The 18,195-nt window shown below is 77.2% G+C and carries 19 protein-coding genes, 1 pseudogene and 1 riboswitch; of the genes and pseudogenes, 2 read left to right on the top strand and 18 right to left on the bottom strand.

Features of this window, described 5'->3' with window-relative positions; genetic code table 11:
• Positions 1 to 406, top strand: a 406-nt coding sequence (locus tag JIG38_RS11820) for a hypothetical protein (RefSeq protein ID WP_199424025.1), incomplete at its 5' end; no start/stop codon positions are given.
• 78 nt (positions 407 to 484) lie between these two features.
• Here JIG38_RS11820 and JIG38_RS11825 read toward each other — a convergent pair.
• The 18 genes and pseudogenes from JIG38_RS11825 to mihF all read right to left on the bottom strand — a co-directional run bounded on the left by JIG38_RS11825 (position 485) and on the right by mihF (position 16,688).
• A complete protein-coding gene (locus JIG38_RS11825; protein ID WP_307844855.1) occupies positions 485 to 967 on the bottom strand; it encodes a PH domain-containing protein in 483 nt (160 codons plus the stop codon).
• A 2-nt stretch (positions 968 to 969) separates the two neighbouring features.
• Positions 970 to 1,821, bottom strand: a complete 852-nt coding sequence (hisG, locus tag JIG38_RS11830; RefSeq protein ID WP_199424026.1) for an ATP phosphoribosyltransferase — start codon at positions 1,819 to 1,821, stop codon at positions 970 to 972.
• A 58-nt stretch (positions 1,822 to 1,879) separates the two neighbouring features.
• Entirely contained in the window at positions 1,880 to 2,143 is a 264-nt protein-coding gene (locus JIG38_RS11835; protein WP_199424027.1) for a phosphoribosyl-ATP diphosphatase, read from the bottom strand.
• Positions 2,144 to 2,154: 11 nt separating this feature from the next.
• Positions 2,155 to 2,868, bottom strand: coding sequence for a nicotinamide riboside transporter PnuC (pnuC, locus tag JIG38_RS11840; protein WP_199424028.1), 714 nt, complete (start codon positions 2,866 to 2,868; stop codon positions 2,155 to 2,157).
• Positions 2,868 to 3,335, bottom strand: a complete 468-nt coding sequence (gene ribH / locus JIG38_RS11845) for a 6,7-dimethyl-8-ribityllumazine synthase (RefSeq protein WP_199424029.1) — start codon at positions 3,333 to 3,335, stop codon at positions 2,868 to 2,870. The genes pnuC and ribH overlap by 1 nt, the downstream gene beginning before the upstream one ends.
• Complete coding sequence (gene ribA / locus JIG38_RS11850) at positions 3,332 to 4,594, bottom strand: GTP cyclohydrolase II (RefSeq protein WP_199424030.1); 1,263 nt, start codon at positions 4,592 to 4,594, stop codon at positions 3,332 to 3,334. The genes ribH and ribA overlap by 4 nt, the downstream gene beginning before the upstream one ends.
• The gene (locus JIG38_RS11855) at positions 4,591 to 5,196 is read right to left on the bottom strand and encodes a riboflavin synthase (RefSeq protein WP_199424031.1); all 606 of its coding nucleotides are present in this window, start codon (positions 5,194 to 5,196) and stop codon (positions 4,591 to 4,593) included. The genes ribA and JIG38_RS11855 overlap by 4 nt, the downstream gene beginning before the upstream one ends.
• Positions 5,197 to 6,300: a bifunctional diaminohydroxyphosphoribosylaminopyrimidine deaminase/5-amino-6-(5-phosphoribosylamino)uracil reductase RibD gene (gene ribD, locus JIG38_RS11860; protein ID WP_199424120.1), complete on the bottom strand. Its 1,104-nt coding sequence runs from the start codon at positions 6,298 to 6,300 to the stop codon at positions 5,197 to 5,199.
• Positions 6,301 to 6,451: 151 nt separating this feature from the next.
• Positions 6,452 to 6,607, bottom strand: a riboswitch (FMN riboswitch).
• 70 nt (positions 6,608 to 6,677) lie between these two features.
• Complete coding sequence (gene rpe, locus JIG38_RS11865) at positions 6,678 to 7,346, bottom strand: ribulose-phosphate 3-epimerase (RefSeq protein ID WP_199424032.1); 669 nt, start codon at positions 7,344 to 7,346, stop codon at positions 6,678 to 6,680.
• Between the two features lie 28 nt (positions 7,347 to 7,374).
• Positions 7,375 to 8,967, bottom strand: coding sequence for an RsmB/NOP family class I SAM-dependent RNA methyltransferase (locus tag JIG38_RS11870; protein ID WP_199424033.1), 1,593 nt, complete (start codon positions 8,965 to 8,967; stop codon positions 7,375 to 7,377).
• Complete coding sequence (gene fmt, locus JIG38_RS11875; RefSeq protein ID WP_199424034.1) at positions 8,964 to 9,899, bottom strand: methionyl-tRNA formyltransferase; 936 nt, start codon at positions 9,897 to 9,899, stop codon at positions 8,964 to 8,966. Before fmt ends, JIG38_RS11870 begins: the two co-directional genes overlap by 4 nt.
• Before the next feature lie 41 nt (positions 9,900 to 9,940).
• Positions 9,941 to 10,573, bottom strand: coding sequence for an HAD family hydrolase (locus JIG38_RS11880; protein ID WP_199424035.1), 633 nt, complete (start codon positions 10,571 to 10,573; stop codon positions 9,941 to 9,943).
• Positions 10,570 to 12,732 (bottom strand): primosomal protein N' family DNA-binding protein, encoded by a 2,163-nt coding sequence (locus tag JIG38_RS11885; protein WP_199424036.1) that lies wholly within the window; start codon positions 12,730 to 12,732, stop codon positions 10,570 to 10,572. The genes JIG38_RS11880 and JIG38_RS11885 overlap by 4 nt, the downstream gene beginning before the upstream one ends.
• 60 nt (positions 12,733 to 12,792) lie before the next feature.
• Entirely contained in the window at positions 12,793 to 13,998 is a 1,206-nt protein-coding gene (metK, locus tag JIG38_RS11890; RefSeq protein WP_199424037.1) for a methionine adenosyltransferase, read from the bottom strand.
• 68 nt (positions 13,999 to 14,066) lie between these two features.
• Positions 14,067 to 15,380 (bottom strand): annotated as a pseudogene (gene coaBC, locus JIG38_RS11895) (bifunctional phosphopantothenoylcysteine decarboxylase/phosphopantothenate--cysteine ligase CoaBC); the annotation flags it as partial.
• Positions 15,346 to 15,609 carry a DNA-directed RNA polymerase subunit omega gene (gene rpoZ / locus JIG38_RS11900; protein WP_182111167.1) on the bottom strand — a complete coding sequence of 88 codons (264 nt, stop codon included), beginning with the start codon at positions 15,607 to 15,609 and terminating at the stop codon, positions 15,346 to 15,348. The pseudogene coaBC and the gene rpoZ, both read right to left, overlap by 35 nt.
• Before the next feature lie 186 nt (positions 15,610 to 15,795).
• A complete protein-coding gene (gmk, locus tag JIG38_RS11905) occupies positions 15,796 to 16,368 on the bottom strand; it encodes a guanylate kinase (RefSeq protein ID WP_233404889.1) in 573 nt (190 codons plus the stop codon).
• Between the two features lie 8 nt (positions 16,369 to 16,376).
• Entirely contained in the window at positions 16,377 to 16,688 is a 312-nt protein-coding gene (mihF, locus tag JIG38_RS11910) for an integration host factor, actinobacterial type (protein WP_182111168.1), read from the bottom strand.
• 139 nt (positions 16,689 to 16,827) lie between these two features.
• On the opposite strand from mihF, the gene JIG38_RS11915 reads away from it, so the two are divergent.
• Positions 16,828 to 18,186 (top strand): hypothetical protein, encoded by a 1,359-nt coding sequence (locus JIG38_RS11915; RefSeq protein WP_199424039.1) that lies wholly within the window; start codon positions 16,828 to 16,830, stop codon positions 18,184 to 18,186.
• Positions 18,187 to 18,195 lie beyond the last annotated feature (9 nt).

Below are 18,195 nucleotides of genomic sequence, written 5' to 3' on the forward strand. Positions count from 1 at the left end.
GAACTCCTGGCTGCACGACAACCTCTACTACCTCCAGGACCCCAACTACGGGAACACCCCCACCCACGACGACAACGTCCAGATCCAGGCCGGCACCAACATCACCATCCGCAACTCGGTCCTCGAGGACACCCACAACGCGGCCGTGATGATCACCCAGGACGCCGGCAGGGTCGCCAACTTCACGTTCAGCGGCAACCGCGTCGACAACGGGGCGTGCACCATCAACGTGGCCGAGAAGAGCTACGGGCCGGTCAACGGCCTGCGCATCACCGACAGCACCTTCGGGCTCAACATGGTCCGCTCGCGCTGCGCGATCTCGATGCCGCTCACCACGTCGTCCATCTCGACGGTGACGGGCAACCTCTTCACCGACGGCAGCGTCGTCGCGATCACCCGCGGCTGACGTCCGCTCTCACGACGACGGCCGCGTCCGGGAGGGCGCGGCCGTCGTCGTGCGCGGTCCGGCGGGCGGCGGGCGCCGTCAGTCGTCGCGCGCGGTCGGCGAGTGCAGGGCGACGAGCGTCGCCATGCGCCGCGCCTCGGCGTCGGCGCGCGGGCCGTCGGCCCGCTGCACGCCCATGACGGCGAGCGTGTCGCCGTCGGCCAGGTCGAGCTGCACCCACGGCCGGCCGTGGCCGAAGCGCACGGACACGACCTCGGCCCAGGTGACGCGGCGCGTGAGGAGGAGGTTGCGCACCGTGACGCCCTCGGCGTCCGGCACCGCGCGGACGCTCGCCTGGCGCCACAGGAACCAGGCGACGAGCGCACCGAACCCCACGATGCCGACGAGGTCGAGCGGCGACTGGCGGTCGGGCGCGACGCGCGGGAGCAGCACCGCGATGCCGATCATCAGCGCCAGCACGAGCGCACCCAGGACGAGCGAGACGACCCGCGCCGCGCGCGGGCGGAACGGTCGGTGCAGCTCGTCCCCGGCGCGCGGTCCGTCGGGCGTCGGCGCGGGCACGGTCAGAGCCGGCAGGCGTGGATCGACGTCACGAGGATCGCGCGCGCGCCGACGTCGTACAGGGCGTCCATGACGCGGTTCGTCTCGTCGCGCCGGACCATCGCGCGCACGGCCGCCCACTCGCGGTTGTGCAGCGGGGACACGGTCGGCGACTCCAGGCCGGGCGTGATCGCGACCGCCTGCTCGACGAGGTGCAGGGGCACGTCGTAGTCCATGAGCACGTACTGGCGCGCGGTGAGCACGCCCTGCAGGCGCCGGGTGAGGACGTCGAGCCCCGCGGGCTCGTCGACGTCGCTGCGGCGCACGAGCACCGCCTCCGAGCGCAGGATCGGGTCGCCGAACACCTCGAGGCCCGCGGCCCGCAGGGTGGTGCCGGTCTCGACGACGTCGGCGATGACGTCGGCCACACCCAGCTGGATCGCGGTCTCGACAGCGCCGTCGAGCCGCACGATCTCGCGCGCCTGGACGCCGTGCGCCCGCAGGTGGGCCGCGACGAGCACGGGGTAGGACGACGCCACGCGCCGGCCGGCGACGTCGCGCACGCCCGAGGGTCCCTCGGTCGCCGGCGCGGCGAAGCGGAAGGTCGAGCGCGCGAAGCCGAGCGGCAGGTGCTCGACCGCGGGCGACGCCGAGTCGAGCAGCAGGTCGCGGCCGGTCACGCCGACGTCGACCGTGCCCGCACCCACGTACACCGCGATGTCGCGCGGGCGCAGGAAGAAGAACTCGACGTCGTTGTCCGGGTCGGGCAGCACGAGCTCGCGGGAGTCGCGCCGCTGGCGGTAGCCCGCCTCGCGGAGCATCTCGGCGGCGGGCTCGGAGAGCGAGCCCTTGTTGGGGACGGCGATGCGGAGCACGGGGTCCTTCGTTCGGGTCGTGGCGTGGGTGCGTGCAGGGCGCGCAGCGGGGCGCGGCTCAGAGGTGGGCGTACACGTCCTCGAGCGTGAGCCCGCGGGCGATCATGAGCACCTGCAGGTGGTAGAGCAGCTGGGAGATCTCCTCCGCGGTGCGCTCGGCGCCCTCGTGCTCGGCGGCCATCCACACCTCGGCGGCCTCCTCGACGATCTTCTTGCCGATGGCGTGGACCCCGGCGTCGAGCTCGGCGACGGTGCCGGAGCCCGCCGGACGGGTGGTCGCCTTCTCGGCGAGCTCGGAGAACAGGGAGTCGAACGTCTTCACGACGCCAGAGCCTAGACGCCCTCGCGGTCGGGGGCCGGGCCGTCCACCCCGAGCGTGCCCGCGCCCGCCGACGCGGTGACCGCCTCGGGCCGGCCCGCCCGCTGCGCGCGCAACCACACGGTGAACCCGTAGAGCACGACCCCGCCGTAGACCGCGTAGAGGACCGCCGACGGGTAGTACCCCGCCTGGAGCAGCAGGGGCACGCCGACGACGTCGACCGCGATCCACACGAGCCAGAACTCGGTCCACCCGCGCGCCATGCCGTACGTCGCGAGCAGGCTCCCCGTGAAGATCCACGCGTCGGCCCACGGGCCCCACGAGCCCAGCGCGCCGAAGACGAGCGCGAAGACCACCGTGCCCACGGCGGCGCCCACGAGCAGCTGGAGCCGTCCGCGCGTGCCCGCCCAGGTCGGGACGATGGCCGGCCCGTCGCCCTCGCCCTGGGCCTGGCGCCAGCGCACCCAGCCGTACACGGCGACGACCACGAAGAAGACCTGGCGGCCCGCCTGGCCGTAGAGGTCCTTCGCCTGCGGCGTGTCGAAGACCCCGCCGAGGAACACCGTGAACAGGAGCACGTTGCCGACGATCCCCACGGGCCACGCCCACACGCGCCGGCGCATCCCGCCCACGGCCGACGCGAGCCCGAAGAGGTTGCCGATCACCTCGCGCCAGAGGATGGGGTGGCCGGCGACCGAGAGCTGGGCGTCGAAGAGCCAGTCGAGCATCACAGGCCCCGCAGCGCGAGCACCGTCGCGACCGCGGCCTCGGCGGCCTCGGCACCCTTGTCCTCGCTCGAGCCCGGCAGGCCCGCGCGGTCGAGCGCCTGGGCCTCGTCGTCGCACGTCAGCAGGCCGAAGCCGACCGGGACGCCCGTGCGCACGGCGACGTCCGTGAGGCCCTGCGTGGCCGCCGAGCAGACGTAGTCGAAGTGGGGGGTGCCCCCGCGGATGACGACGCCGAGGGCGACGACGGCGTCGACGCCCGTGCGCGCGACGCGGCCCGCGGCGACCGGCAGCTCGAACGACCCCGGGACGCGCAGCAGGCGCACGTCCGTGACGTTCGCGGCCGCCAGCGCACGCTGCGCGCCGGCGACGAGCCCGTCCATGACCTCGGTGTGCCAGCTCGCGGCGACGACGGTGACGCGCAGGCCCGTGCCGTCCAGGGTGAGTCGTGGTGCGCCGGCTCCGCTCATCGCGGGTCCTCCTCGGGGGTGCCGTGGTGGGTGAGCAGGTGGCCCATCGCCACCGCCTTGGTGCGCAGGTACGCGGCGTTCTCGACGGTGCGTCCCACCTCGAGCGGGACCACCTCGTCGACGACGACGCCGTGGGCCTCGAGGCCCGTGACCTTCGCGGGGTTGTTGGTCAGCAGGCGCACGCGCGCCAGGCCGAGGTCGGCGAGCACGGCCGCGGCCGCGCCGTACTCGCGGCGGTCAGCGGGCAGGCCGAGCTCGAGGTTCGCCTCGACCGTGTCGCGGCCCTCGTCCTGGAGCGCGTACGCCTCGATCTTCGCGAGCAGCCCGATGCCGCGGCCCTCGTGCCCGCGCAGGTACACGACCGCACCGCCCTCGTGCGCGACGCGCTCGAGCGCCGCGTCGAGCTGGGGGCCACAGTCGCACCGCAGCGAGCCGAAGGCGTCGCCCGTGAGGCACTCGGAGTGGACCCGGACGGCCGGCACGGGCGCCGCGTCGGCGACCTCGGCCGGCACGAGCGCGACGTGCCCCGCGCCGGTGCTGAGGTCGCGGTAGCCGTGCACGTGGAAGACGCCGTGGCGCGTGGGCAGGCGCGCCGTCCCCGTCGCGTGCACGCGGGCACGGGGCGGCGCGGCGTCGGGCACGGCGTCGTCGTGCTCGCGGCGCCAGGCGACGAGGTCCTGGATCGTCAGCAGGACGAGGCCCTCGGTCGCCGCGAGGGCGGCCGCGTCGTCGAGACGCATCATCGTGCCGTCGTCGTGCACGAGCTCCGCGATGCCGGCGACCGGCTCGAGCCCGGCGAGGCGGCACAGGTCGACGGCGGCCTCGGTGTGCCCGCCGCGGTGCAGGACGCCGCCCGGCACGGCGCGGAGCGGGAGCACGTGGCCGGGCCGGATGACGCTCTGCGGCCCGGCCGCCGGGTCGGCGAGGACGCGCAGCGTGTGCGCGCGGTCGGCGGCCGAGATGCCCGTCGTGACGCCGTCGGCGGCGTCGACGGTGACGGTGTAGGCCGTGCGCCGCGGGTCCTGGCTGTGCGGCACCATGAGCGGGAGCTCGAGCGCGTCGGCGCGGGCCGCGGGCATCGGCGCGCACAGGTAGCCCGACGAGTGCCGGATCGTCCACGCGACCCACTCGGGCGTCGCGGACTGCGCCGCGAGCACGACGTCGGCCTCGTTCTCGCGGTCCGGGGAGTCGGCGACGAGCACGGGTCGGCCGCGCCGCAGCTCGGCCAGAGCCTCCTCGACCGTGCCCAGCCGGATCACGCGGGTCCCCCGGCGCGGCCGCCCAGCAGCCGCTCCACGTACTTGGCGACGACGTCCACCTCGAGGTTGACGGTGTCCCCGGGCACGAGCGCGCCGAGCGTCGTCGCGGCGAGCGTCGTGGGGATGAGCGAGACGCCGAACGAGGCGTCGTCCACGCCCGTCACCGTGAGCGAGACGCCGCCCACGGCGATCGAGCCCTTCTCCGCGACGTAGCGCGCGAGCCCGGCCGGGAGCGCGAACCGCAGGTCGTCCCAGCGCGGCCCCGGCGCGCGCGAGAGCAGGGTGCCCGTGCCGTCCACGTGGCCCTGGACGAGGTGCCCGTCGAGCCGGCCGTCCGCGCGCACGGCGCGCTCGAGGTTCACGGCGGCCCCGGGGACGAGCCCTCCGAGCGTGCTGCGCGCGAGGGTCTCCGGCATGGCGTCGACGCCGAACGCGTCGCCGTCGAGGTCGGTGACCGTGAGGCAGACCCCGTCGACGGCGATCGAGTCGCCCAGACGCGTGCCCTGGGTGACGACGGCGCCGCGCAGCGTGAGGCGCGCGTCCTGCCCGCCGCGGTCGACCGCGACGACCGTGCCGATCTCCTCGACGATCCCGGTGAACATCTAGCTCTCCTCGTGGGGGGTGCGCTGGTGGTGGGGCACGGGCTGGTGCTGGGGCACGGGCTGGTGCTGGGGCGCGGCCTGGTCGTGGGGCGCGGGCCGGTCGTCCAGCGGGTGCCGGACGTCGGCCACGAGCAGGACGTCGGGGCCGAGCACGCGCAGCGACCTCGGCCGCAGCCGGAACGCGTCGTCGATCGAGGCGATGCCCAGGTCGGCGACGGCGGCGGGGCCGGCGCCCAGCAGGACGGGTGCGAGGTAGGCGTGCACCTCGTCGACGAGGCCCACGCGCAGGAACGCGGCGGCGAGCGTCGGGCCGCCCTCCACGAGCAGGTGGCGGACCTCGCGCTCGGCGAGCCGCGCCAGGACGGCGGCGAGGTCGCGCGTGGGCTCGACGACGAGCGGCCCGCCCGGCCCGCGCAGGCGCGCCCCGTCGGGCACGGGCGTCGACCCGACGACGACGCGCAGGGGCTGGTGGGCCGCGAGGTCGCCGTCGGCCGTGCGTGCCGTGAGCGCGGGGTCGTCGGCGAGCACGGTCCCGGTGCCGACCGCGATGGCGTCGACCTCGCCGCGCAGCGCGTGCGCGTGCGCGCGGGCCTCGTCGGACGTGATCCACCGGCTCGAGCCGTCCGCGGCGGCGACGCGCCCGTCGAGCGTCGTCGCGAGCTTGAGCGTGACGAAGGGCCGGCCGGTGCGCACGGCGTGCAGCCACACGCGCAGCAGCGCCTCCCCCGCGTCCTCCCGCACGCCGCCGACGACGTCGACGCCCGCGGCCCGGAGGGCGGCGCCCCCGCCGGCCGCCGCAGGGTTCGGGTCGTCCACCGCGTGCACGACGCGCGCGATCCCGTGCTCGATCAGGAGCGCCGCGCACGGCGAGGTCCGCCCCGTGTGCGCGCACGGCTCGAGGGTCACGACCGCCGTCGCCCCGCGGAGGTCCTCGCCCGCGGCCCGGGCCGTGGCGACCGCGGCCGCCTCTGCGTGCGGCGTCCCCGCCCCCTCGTGGCGGCCCTCGCCGAGCGTGCGCCCGTCGGGCGCGAGCAGCACGGCGCCGACGCGCGGGTTGGGCCCGTGGGCGGGCCCGCCGGCGGCGAGCTCGAGGGCGCGGTCCATCGCGGCGAGCTCGGCGGGGCTGGCCCCGGGCGGGGTCGGCGCGGCCGTCGTCGGTGCGGTCACGGTCACCTCCCTCGAGCGCTCAGCTCCGGGGGTGCGCGACGGGTCGCGAGGACGTCACGGCGGCACCGTCGTGTGCCGTCGCCGACGCCACGTGCTTCCTCCCATCCGGACTTTCACCGTCGGTCCTGGAGTTCCACCAGGTCAACCGTCCCCGCTCGTCCCGGCACCGAGGTGCCGGCACGGTCGTGGACGGGTCGCGGACTGTCACCGCCGGCTCGGACTTTCACCGACCCCGGAGCACGTACGTGTTCGGCCGCCAGTGTGCCACAGGGAGCGGAGCGTCCTCGCAGGCGCCCGCGGAGGGCCTGGGGCGGTCAGGCGTGCCGGTGCGCGGCGGCGGCGAGGCGCCGCAGGTCGTCGATCGCCACGGCCGCGTCGTCGGCACCGTAGACGGCCGATCCGGCGACGAAGACGTTCGCCCCCGCCTCGGCCGCGCGCTCGACGGTCTCGGTGGAGATCCCGCCGTCGACCTCGACCCAGACGTCGAGGCCCGCCTCCTCGACCGCGCGGCGCGCCCGGCGGATCTTCGGCAGCGTCACGTCGAGGAACGACTGGCCGCCGAACCCGGGCTCGACGGTCATGACGAGCACCATGTCGACCTCGGGCAGCAGGTCGACGAACGGCTCGACCGGGGTGGCGGGTCGCAGCGCGAGCCCGGCGCGCGCGCCGAGGCGCCGCAGCTCGCGGGCGAGGCGCACGGGGGCGCGCGCGGCCTCGGCGTGGAAGGTCACCGAGGCGGCGCCCGCCTCGGCGAACCCGGGCGCCCAGCGGTCCGGGTCCTCGATCATGAGGTGGGTGTCCACGGGCACGGGCGACACCTGCACGAGCCGCTCGACCACCGGCAGGCCGAGCGTGAGGTTCGGCACGAAGTGCTGGTCCATGACGTCGACGTGGACCATGTCGGCGGTCGCGACCCGGCCGAGGTCCCGCTCGAGGTTCGCGAAGTCGGCCGACAGGATGCTGGGCGAGATGAGGACGTCCATGCCGACAGTCTGGCGCAGCGTGCGCGGCTCAGGTGCGGCGCAGCAGCGCGAGGTGCATCGCGTCGGTGCCGTGCACGTGGGGCCAGAGCTGGACCCACGGGCCGGGCCCCAGCTCGATCGGCCCGCCGACCACGGCGCGCACCGCCTCGCGCGCGTCCAGCTGCTCGACGTCGTCGCGACGGCGCAGCACGTCCGTGACGACGAGCTGCGTCTCGGCGACGTGCGGCGAGCACGTCACGTACGCGACGACGCCCCCGGGGCGCACCGCGTCCAGCGCCGACGCCAGGAGCCGGCGCTGGAGCTCGGTGAGCGGGCCGATGTCGGCGGGCGCGCGCCGCCACCGCGCCTCGGGCCGCCGCCGCAGCGCGCCGAGGCCGGTGCACGGTGCGTCGACGAGCACGCGGTCGTACGACGCCGGCTCCTGCGCACCCACGGTCCGGCCGTCCGCGCAGCGCACCTCGACCACGCCCTCCGGCAGCGCGGCGACCGCCGCGCGCACGAGTCCCGCGCGGTGCGGCTGGACCTCGTTGGCGACGAGCGTCGCCCCCCGGCCCGCGGCGAGGGCGCCGAGGAGCGCGGACTTCCCGCCGGGACCCGCGCACAGGTCGAGCCACCGCGCGTCCTCGCCCGCGACCTCGGCCGCGGCCAGGGCGAGCGCGACGAGCTGGCTGCCCTCGTCCTGGACGCCCGCTCGACCCTCGCGGACACCCGGCACGTCCGCCGGGTCGCCGCCCGCGAGCACGACCGCCGTCGGCGCCCACCGGCCCGGTGCCGCGGAGGGCGCGGCCTCGAGGAGCGCCGACCGGTCCGCGAGCCCGGGGCGGGCGACGAGCGTCACGGCGGGCGCGGCGTTGTCGGCCTCGAGCAGCGCGTCGAGCTCGGACCCGTCGCGCGCGTCGGCCACGAGCGCCTGCCGCAGCGCCCGCACGACCCACCCCGGGTGGCTGTGGACCACCGCGGCGCGGTCGAGGGGGTCGGCCCCCGCCGCCTCGGCGACCCGGTCGAGCCACAGGTCGAGCGGGGCGGTCGACACCTGCCGGAGCACGGCGTTCGCGAACTGGGCCGGCCCGGCGCCGATGCGTCCGCGCACGAGGCCGACCGTCATGGAGACCGCCGCGTGCGCGGGGACGCGCATCCCGAGGAGCTGGTGCACACCGAGGCGCAGCGCGTCGAGCACGGGCGGGTCGATCGCCGTCGTCGGCCGCCTCGCGGCGATCTCGACGACGGCGTCGTACCGGCCCTGCAGGCGCAGCGTCCCGTACGCGAGCTCGGTCGCGAAGGCCGCGTCCCGGCCGCGGATCCCCCGCTGGCGCAGGAGGGGCGGCAGCACGAGGTTGGCGTACGCGTCGGACTCCGCGACCTCGCGCAGCACGTCGAACGCCGCGAGCCGCGCCGCGTCACCCGTCCTCGCGCGCTCCGCGGGTGCCTGGGCCCCGCGGGCGACGTCGCCCGTGAGCCGCGCGCGACCCCGCTGACGACCGGCCGCGTCGCGCCCCTCGTCCCGGGGCGGGCGTCCCTGGTCGCGGCCGCGCGGACCCGTGCCGCGGGCGTCCTCGCGGCGTCCCTCGCCGCCCGGCCCGCCCTCGCCGCGCCGGCCCGCCCGGCCGTGCCGGTCGCTCACCGCTCCCCCAGCGTCGCGCCGTCGAGGTCGCGCGACCCGCGGGCCCAGTCGGCCGCCGCCATCGGCCGCCGGCCCGCGGGCGCCACCTCGCCGAGGCGCACGGCGTGGGTGCCCGTGCCGACGAGCACGTCCTGCCGGCCCACGGCGACCTGGCCCGGGGCCAGGTCGGTGACGTCGGCGTGCAGCCGGACGGGCCCGAGGCGCAGGCGGTCGCCGCCCGGGAGCGTCGTCCACGCGCCGGGGGCGGGCGTGACAGCGCGCACCCGCCGGTCCGTCGCCACCGCGGGGTGCTCCCAGCGCACGCGCGCGTCCTCGGTGCCCAGGCGCGGCGCGTGGCTGACGCCGTCCGCGGGCTGCGGCACGCCGACGACGGCGCCGTCCTCGAGCCCGTCGAGGGTCGCGACCAGGAGGCCCGCCCCGGCCGTCGCGAGCCGCTCGAGCAGGTCGCCCGACGTGTCGCGCGGCCGGACCGTCTCCGTGAGCGTCCCGAGCACGGGCCCGGTGTCCAGGCCCGCGTCGATCCGGAAGGTCGTCGCGCCCGTGACCTCGTCGCCGTGCAGGACGGCGTGCTGCACCGGCGCGGCGCCACGCCACGCGGGCAGGAGCGAGAAGTGCAGGTTCACCCAGCCGTGGCGGGGGACGTCGAGCACCGCGGGCGGCAGGAGGGCGCCGTACGCGACCACGGGCGCGCAGTCCGGCCGGGTCGCGGCGATCGCCGCGCGCACGCCGTCGTCACGCAACGAGGACGCCTCGAGGACCGGCAGCCCGGCCTCGAGGGCCCGGACCTTGACGAGGCTGGGCTGGAGGCGCCGCCCGCGTCCGGCCGGGGCGTCCGGGCGCGTGAGCACCGCGACGACCTCGTGCCGGGAGGCGAGGAGCGCGTCCAGGGCCGGCAGGGCGACCGCGGGGGTGCCGGCGAAGAGCAGACGCATCCCCCGATCCTAGGGTCGGGCCCGGGGCCCGCCGCCCCGGCTCAGGTGCCGGGTGCCCGCGGCGACGCGGGCACCTCGACGCCGAGCGCGCGCAGCGTGCCGCGCAGCGCGTCGTGCGACGTGAACAGTTCGGTGCGGAACCCGGCCCGGGCCGCCGCGTCGACGTTGACCGGCGCGTCGTCGGTGAAGAGCGTCCGCGCGGGGTCGAGCCCGAAGCGCCGCGTCGCGAGCCCGAAGATCCGCGGGTCGGGCTTGGCGAGGCCCTCGCGGCCCGAGACGAGCACGTCCTCGAGGCGGCCGACGACGGGCGCGGTCGTGGGCGCGACGTGGAACGTCTCGGCCGACCAGTTGGTGAGGCCGAGCACGCGCACGCCCGCGGCGCGCAGGTCGTCGACGAGCGCGTCGGCGCCCTCGACCGGGCCGGGGACGGCCTCCGCGAAGTGCTCGACGTACACGTCGAGCAGTCCCACGTGCTGCGGGTGGGTCGCCTCCAGCTCCGCGCGCGCCTCGGCCCAGGGCCGCCCGGCGTCCTGGCGGTGGTTGAAGGCCGCGAAGTCGACCTCGTCGAAGAACCGGCGGACGTCGGCCTCGGGGTGGCGGCCGCGGAACGGCAGCCACGGGTCCCACCGCACGAGGACCTGGCCGAGGTCGAACAGGACGGCGTCGACGGTCACACGACCTCCAGGGGTTCGGCGACGACGCGGACCGGGCCGGCCTCGCGGCGTGCGCTCCGGGTGGCGACGGCCGCGGCGACCGCGGCCGTCGTGCGGGCCGCGACGGGCCACGGCGAGCGCACGAGGGCGCGCACGGGCCGCCGGGTCTCCGGGTCCAGCACGGCCTCCGCGGGCGCGGCGCCCTCGACCGCGAGCGGGCCGAGGACGACGGCGCCGTCGGGCAGCGCGAGCCGCGCGAGCAGGGCCTCGACGGCGTCGCGCGGTCCCTCGAGCGCGACCATGTGGACCGCGGGCGGGAGGCCGAGCTCGGCGCGCTCGACGAGCTCGCGCTCGGCGAGGTGGGCCGGGTCCCAGCGGACGAGGGCCTGGCTCGGCTGCGGCGCGGCGTCGCCGACGAGGAGCACGCGGCCGCCCTCACCGGCGGGTCGCACGAGCGCCGCCGCGCCCATCCAGGTGCGCAGCGCGTCGACCGCGACCTCGAGCCCGGCGCGCGACGTCACGACGGCGGCGTCGAGGAGGACGGCGGCCGCGTAGCCGCCCGCCGCGCGCGGCTCAGCGCCCGGCGTCGCGACGACGAGCGCCGGCCGGTCGGGGACCTGCGCCAGCACGCCGGTCGCGGCGCCGGACACGCGCACGGGGACGCCGGGGAAGGCGCGGCCCAGCTCCTCGGCGGTGCGTCCGCTCCCGACCCGCACGGAGCGCAGCGTCGTGCCGGAGCAGGCCGGGCAGCGCCACGCGGTCGCGAGTCGACCGCACCACCGGCACCGCGGAGGCGCCGTCGGCCCGGTGAGCTCGAGCGGCCCGCTGCAGTGCGTGCACCGCGCCGGGGCGCGGCAGGTGCCGCACGCCACGGCGGGGACGTACCCGGCGCGCGGCACCTGGACGAGCACCGGGCCGGCCGCGAGGCCCTCGGTGACCGCGCGCCACGCGGGTGCGGGCAGCCGCGCCGCCGCGGCCGGGCCCTCGCGCGCGAGCTCGACCGACGTCAGCGCCGTCACGCGCGGCGCGGCCCGGCGCACGGCGTCCCGGTGGGGCACGAGAGCGTGCGCCGTGCCCGCCGCCACCCAGCGGTGCGCCTGGACCGACCGCACGTAGCCGCCGACCAGCAGCGCGGCGCCCTCGTGCGACGCGCGCAGCGCGAGCACCTCGCGCGCGTGCGGGTAGGGGGCGCGCGGCTCGGCGTGCAGCGCGTCCGCGTCGTCCCAGCAGACCGCGAGCCCCAGGCGCGCGACCGGCGCGAACGCCGCGGCGCGCGTCCCCACGACGACGTCGGCCCGGCCGCGGCTCACCGCGAGGAAGGCCCGGTACCGCGCCGCGGGGCCGTCGTCGGCGACCAGCCGGACGCGGCCGCCCTGCAGACCGGGCACCCACGCGCCGACGCCCGCGCGCTCGAGCGCGTCCTCGACGAGCGCCACCTCGGCCGCCGACGGCACGACGACGAGCGACCCGCGCCCGCCCGCGCGCGCGGCCACGACGGCGCGCGCGACGTCCCGTGTCCACCCGGTGCCGTCCGGCGAGGGCAGCGCCTGCCAGACGGCGTGGGGCGACTCGCCGGCGGCGGTGCGGCGGAGGAAGGCCGCTCCCCCCGGCAGGTCCGCCCACGCGGCCCCGGCCACGTCGGGCTCCGGCGGAGCCGTCGCGGGCGAGCCGCCCGGCGCCGCCGCGGCGCCCGGGTCCTCGGGCGGGACGGACGGGGACGCCCACTCCTCCTGCTCGACGCGCGCGTGCCGCGGCGGGACCGCGAGGCGCAGCACGTCGGCGAGCGTGCCCGCGTAGCGACGCGCGACCCCCGTCGCCGCGGCGAGCACCGCGGGCGTGAGCACGACCTCGGGCGAGACGACCCGGCGCAGGGGCGCGAGCTCGCCGTCGTGCTCGGCCTCGTCGCGCCGGTCCACGACGTAGCCGTCGACGTCCTGACCCGCGAACCGGACGCGCACGCGCGTCCCGGGCTGCGCGGCCGCCGACGACGCCTCGGGGACCGCGTACTCGAAGAACCGGTCGAGGTGCGGCTGCGGCCGGTCGACCGCGACGAGGGCCACGGGGCGCTCGGCCGCGACGGCCCCGGGCGCGCGGCGGCGCGGCCGACGCGGCGCCGGGAGCCCGGCGAGGGTCAGCTGGACCGCCGCCTCACCCGCGCCCTCGTCCGCCACGCCGCTCATTCCCTCATCCCGCACCGTCACGCGGGCGTCGTCCCCAGGGTCGCCTCGGGGCACGCCGGGTCAGGACAGCGCGGCGTGCAGGTCGAGCACGCGGTCCGTGCGCTCCCACGTGAAGTCGGCGAGCTCGCGGCCGAAGTGCCCGTAGGCGGCCGTGCGCGAGTAGATCGGGCGCAGCAGGTCGAGGTCGCGCACGATCGCGGCGGGCCGGAGGTCGAACACCTCGCGGATCGCGGCCGTGAGGCGGCCGAGCGGGACCGTCTCGGTGCCGAACGTCTCGACGTAGAGGCCGACGGGGTGGGACGCGCCGATCGCGTACGCGACCTGCACCTCGCAGCGGCGCGCGAGCCCCGCGGCGACGACGTTCTTGGCGACCCACCGCATCGCGTACGCCGCCGAGCGGTCGACCTTCGACGGGTCCTTACCCGAGAAGGCGCCGCCGCCGTGGCGAGCCATGCCGCCGTACGTGTCGACGATGATCTTGCGGCCCGTGAGGCCGGCGTCGCCCTGGGGGCCGCCGATGACGAACTGGCCGGTGGGGTTGATGAGCAGACGGTGGCCGACCGTGTCGAGCTCGAGCTCCTCGAGGACGGGGAGGACCACGTGCTCGGCGACCTCGGGCGCGAGCGTCGCGTCGAGCGAGATGCCCGGGTCGTGCTGCGTCGACAGGACGACGGTGTCGAGCCGCACGGGGCGGTCGCCGTCGTAGCCGATGGTGACCTGCGTCTTGCCGTCGGGCCGCAGGTAGTCCAGCGTGCCCTCCTTGCGCACCATGGCCAGGCGCTCCGCGAGGCGGTGCGCGAGCCAGATCGGCAGGGGCATGAGCGAGGGCGTGTCGTCGCTCGCGTAGCCGAACATGAGGCCCTGGTCGCCCGCGCCCTGCGCCTCGAACGGGTCGAACGCGTCGGCCGTCGCGTCCTGGCGCAGCTCCCACGCCTTGTCCACGCCGGCCGCGATGTCGGGCGACTGCTGGCCGATCGACACCGAGACGCCGCACGAGTGCGCGTCGAAGCCGATGGTCGAGGACGTGTAGCCGATCCGGTTGAGCACCTCGCGGACGACCTGGGGGATCTCGACGTACGCCTCGGTCGTGACCTCTCCCGCGACGTGCACCAGGCCGGTGGTGACCATCGTCTCGACCGCCACCCGGGCCGTCGGGTCCTGCGCGAGCATCGCGTCGAGGATGCCGTCGGAGATCTGGTCGCACACCTTGTCCGGGTGGCCCTCGGTCACGGACTCGGACGTGAAGAGGCGGAGGTCGTCGGTCATGGCCGCCAGCGTAGTGGCGCGCGCGCGCCGGGCCGGACCTGTCCGCAGGGCGAGGCGCCGGGCGGGGCTCAGCCGGTCGCGCCGCGCGCCGGATCGCGTCGCGCGCGCAGCGTCACGACGGCGTCCCAGACGGCGTCCGCCACCTGCTCCTTCGACCCGCTCGCGGCGCCCACCTCGTCGCCGCGCGCGTCGAGGAGGGTCACGGCGTTGTCCGCCGTGCCGAACCCCCGTCCGCCGCCGACCGCGTTCACCGCGAGCAGGTCCGCGCCCTTGCGGACCGCCTTCGCGCGGCCGTGCGCCAGGACGTCGCCGTCCGCGTCGCCCGTCTCGGCGGCGAAGCCCACGACGACCTGGCCCGGGCGCAGGCGCTCGCGCGCGAGCTCGGCGAGGACGTCCGGGTTCTGCACGAGCTCGAGCGTGAGCCCCGCGCCGTCCTGCTTCTTGAGCTTGTGCTCGGCCGCAGCGGCGGGGCGGAAGTCGGCCACGGCGGCCGCCATGACGACGACGTCGGCGTGCGCGGCCGCGTCCCGGACGGCGTCGCGCAGCTCGGCGGTGCTCTCCACGCGCCGGACCTCGACGCCGTCGGGGTCGGGCAGGTCCACGTTCGCCGCGACGAGCGTGACCGCGGCGCCGCGCGACGCCGCGGCCCGGGCGAGCGCCCAGCCCTGGCGGCCCGTCGAGCGGTTGCCCAGGTAGCGGACGGGGTCCAGCGCCTCGCGCGTGCCGCCCGCGGACACCACGACGTGCGCGCCAGCGAGGTCGCCCGGGGGGGCCGGCGCGTCACCGGGCAGGTGCTCCCCCACGAGGGCCAGCGCCGCCGCGGCGATCGCCGCGGGCTCCGGCAGCCGGCCGGGCCCCGTGTCGGCACCGGTGAGGCGGCCGCTGTCCGGGTCGAGCACGTGGACGCCGCGCGAGCGGAGCGTCGCCACGTTGGCGCGCGTCGCGGGGTGCTCCCACATCTCCGTGTGCATCGCCGGGGCGAGCAGCACGGGGCACCGGGCCGTGAGGAGCGTGGCGGTCAGCAGGTCGTCGCTGTGCCCGCCGGCGGCACGGGCGAGGAGGTCGGCCGTCGCGGGCGCGACGACGACGAGCTCGGCCTCGCGCCCGAGCGCGACGTGCTCGACGGCCGGGACGTCGTCCCACACCTCGGTCGTCACGGGCTTGCCCGAGAGGGCTTCCCAGGTCGCCCTGCCGACGAACTGCAGGGACGCGCGCGTCGGCACGACGCGCACGTCGTGCCCGGCCTCGGTCAGCAGCCGCAGCAGCAGGGCGGCCTTGTAGGCGGCGATGCCGGCGCTGACGCCCAGCACGATGCGCACGTCGGCCCTCCGCCGGCTCGTGAGGTGGTCAGCCCTCGGTGGGCGTGACGGTGAGGAGGCCGGCGTTGATCTCGCGCATCGCGATCGAGAGCGCCTTCTCCTGGTGGCGCGCCTCGACGAGCGGGCCGACGTACTCGAGCAGGCCCTCGTTGAGCTGCGAGTAGTACGCGTTGATCTGACGGGCCCGCTTGGCGGAGTAGATCACCAGCGCGTACTTGGAGTCCGCGGCGGCGAGCAGCTCGTCGATGGGCGGGTCGGTGATGCCCTCGGGTGCGGCGACGGTTCCGGCCATGTGCAGCTCCGTGTTCTCTCAGGTTCGTTCACGTCCGGGCGACCGGGCGACGGCGCGCGTGGTTCGGGTGGCGCCCTGCGGTCGACCGGCTCGGTCTGGTGGCCCTGACGGGGTCCGGCGGATCCCGGCTGGGGGTCGGCCCCGACCGGTGCGCGACGGGCGCGCACGCAGGGGCGACCACCCATCCTACCGCCTGGCCAGCCCCATCACCTCGACCAGCTCGTCCGTCGCGCGCCGCACGTCGTCGTTGACGATGACGTGGTCGAACTCGCTCGCCGCCGCGAGCTCGACGCGGGCCGTCGTGAGGCGGCGCTCGCGCTCGTCGGCGTCCTCGGTCCCGCGGCCCTCGAGCCGCCGCACGAGCTCCTCCCAGGACGGCGGCGCGAGGAACACGAACCGCGCCTCCGGCATCGCCAGGCGGACCTGCCGCGCGCCCGCGAGGTCGATCTCGAGGAGCGCCGGCCGGCCCGCCGCGAGCTGGTCGAGGACGGGCCGGCGCGGCGTGCCGTAGCTGTTGCGGCCGTGCACGACGGCGTACTCGAGCAGCTCGCCGTGCGCCACCATCTCGGCGAAGGCCTCGGGCCCCACGAAGTGGTAGTGCACGCCGTCGACCTCGCCGGGGCGCGGCTGGCGCGTCGTCGCCGACACCGACAGCCAGATCTCGGGGTACCGCTCGCGGATGTCCGCCGAGACGGTGCCCTTGCCGACCGCCGTGGGGCCCGCGAGGACCGTCAGACGTGCCGGTGACGCGTCTGCCAAGGCCCCGGTCAGCCGAACCGCTCGATGAGGGCCTGCGCCTGGTGCGGGCCGAGGCCCCGCAGCCGGCGCGTCTCGGAGATGCCGATGTCGGCCATGATCGCCCGCGCCTTGACCTTCCCGACGCCCGGGAGGGACTCGAGCAGCGCGGAGACCTTGAGCTTGCCGATCACGTCGTCCGTGCGGCCCTGCTCGATCACCTCCGCGAGCGAGCCCTGGGAGTACTTGAGGCGGTTCTTCACCTCGGCGCGCGCCTGGCGGGCGGCTGCGGCCTTCTCGAGCGCCGCAGCGCGCTGCTCGGGAGTCAGCGGGGGTAGGGCCACGCGGGGTCACCTTCTTCACGAGGGGTCGGGGTGGCGATCGGGTCGAACCTAGCGATCACCGGGGGTCCAGGGCAACGCGGCCCGGTGCGGCGACGCAGGTCACACGTCTGCGGGCCCGCGGTCCCCTACGGTGTGCACCGTGCCGCGAGCGTCGACCCCCGGACCGCGCCCGCGGTCCGTGCCCCTGCTGACCGCCATCCTGGTCGTCGCTGCGGGCCTCACCGGCTGCGGCGACATCAACCACGGCGACCAGCTCGCACGCGACTTCCGCGCGTGGATGAAGGGCGTGGAGGGCGTGGCCGCCGTCGACGCCGGTGGCCAGAACGTCCTGCCGTGGGCCGGCACGGGATCCGGGACCGTCACGCTCGACCCCGACGTCGACGCCGCCCGCGTGCACGCCGTCGTCGACCGGGCGAACGACTTCCCCTCCCGGCACGAGCTCTCCGTCCGCGTCGTCCACGAGGCGGACGGGGCGACGGGCGCGTTCGACGTCCCCCGCGGGCCGCAGGAGACCGTCGACGCGACGGTGGAGGCGAGCCTCGCCGTGGTCGGCCTGGACCACGTCGTCTCGTTCGACCTGACCGCGGCGGACCGCGTCGACCGACCGCCGAGCGCCCTCGTCGTGACGGACGGTGACGTGCTGGACGTCGTCGACGCCGTCTCCCCCGTGCTGCGCGACGGCGGGCTCGCCGTCGGGACCGTGGCGGTCGAGGACGAGGACGCGGCGATCACGGCGCGGACCTCCGAGGCCGGGGACCTCGACGGTCCCCGGGCCGCCCTCGCCGCCGTCGCGGCGTCGTACCCCGTCCTGGAGGCCGACCTCGACCCCGGGGCGCTCGTCGTGCGCGTCGACGCCGCCCGGACCCCCGACGTCGCCGCGGCCGCCGAGGCCGCGGCCCCGGGCACCGTGGTGACCGTCCACTTCGGGACCGTCACCACGGGCGCGCCGGGCGACTACGGCCGGGCGCTCGCGCTCGCCGACGCCGCGCAGGCGACGGGCCTGGTCGTCGCGATCGAGGCGGAGCCCGACGCCGTGCAGATCGAGGTCGCCGACGTCGCCGCCGCCCTCGAGGTGGACGCGGTGCTGCGCGGGGTGCCCGAGGTCCGCGGGATGCGGGTGGGGTACACGACGACCGACGGCGTCTCGGACCTGACGACCACGCGCACGGGCCTGGCGCCGTACGCCGCGGCGCTCACGGCGCTCGACGACGAGCTGTCCGGGCGCCTCGAGGAGGTGCGGCTCCACGACCGGTCCCTCGACGTCCGGACCGTGCCGACGGACGCACCGGTCGAGGCACGAGCCGACGCGCACGCGGTGGGCCGTGCGGGCGCCCTGCTGCCCGACGGGGTGGACGTCTCCGTCTTCGTCGGCCCCGTCGGCTTCGCCGTCACGTCCCGACCCGCCGTCCGGAGGGCCGACCTGGACGTCTACGCGGCGCAGGACGCCGACGACCCGCTGCTCGACGGGTTCGTCGAGGGCTGGTCGAGCGCCGCCTGAGCGCGGCGG

This window comes from Actinotalea solisilvae (assembly GCF_016464425.1).
Taxonomy (GTDB): domain Bacteria; phylum Actinomycetota; class Actinomycetes; order Actinomycetales; family Cellulomonadaceae; genus Actinotalea; species Actinotalea solisilvae.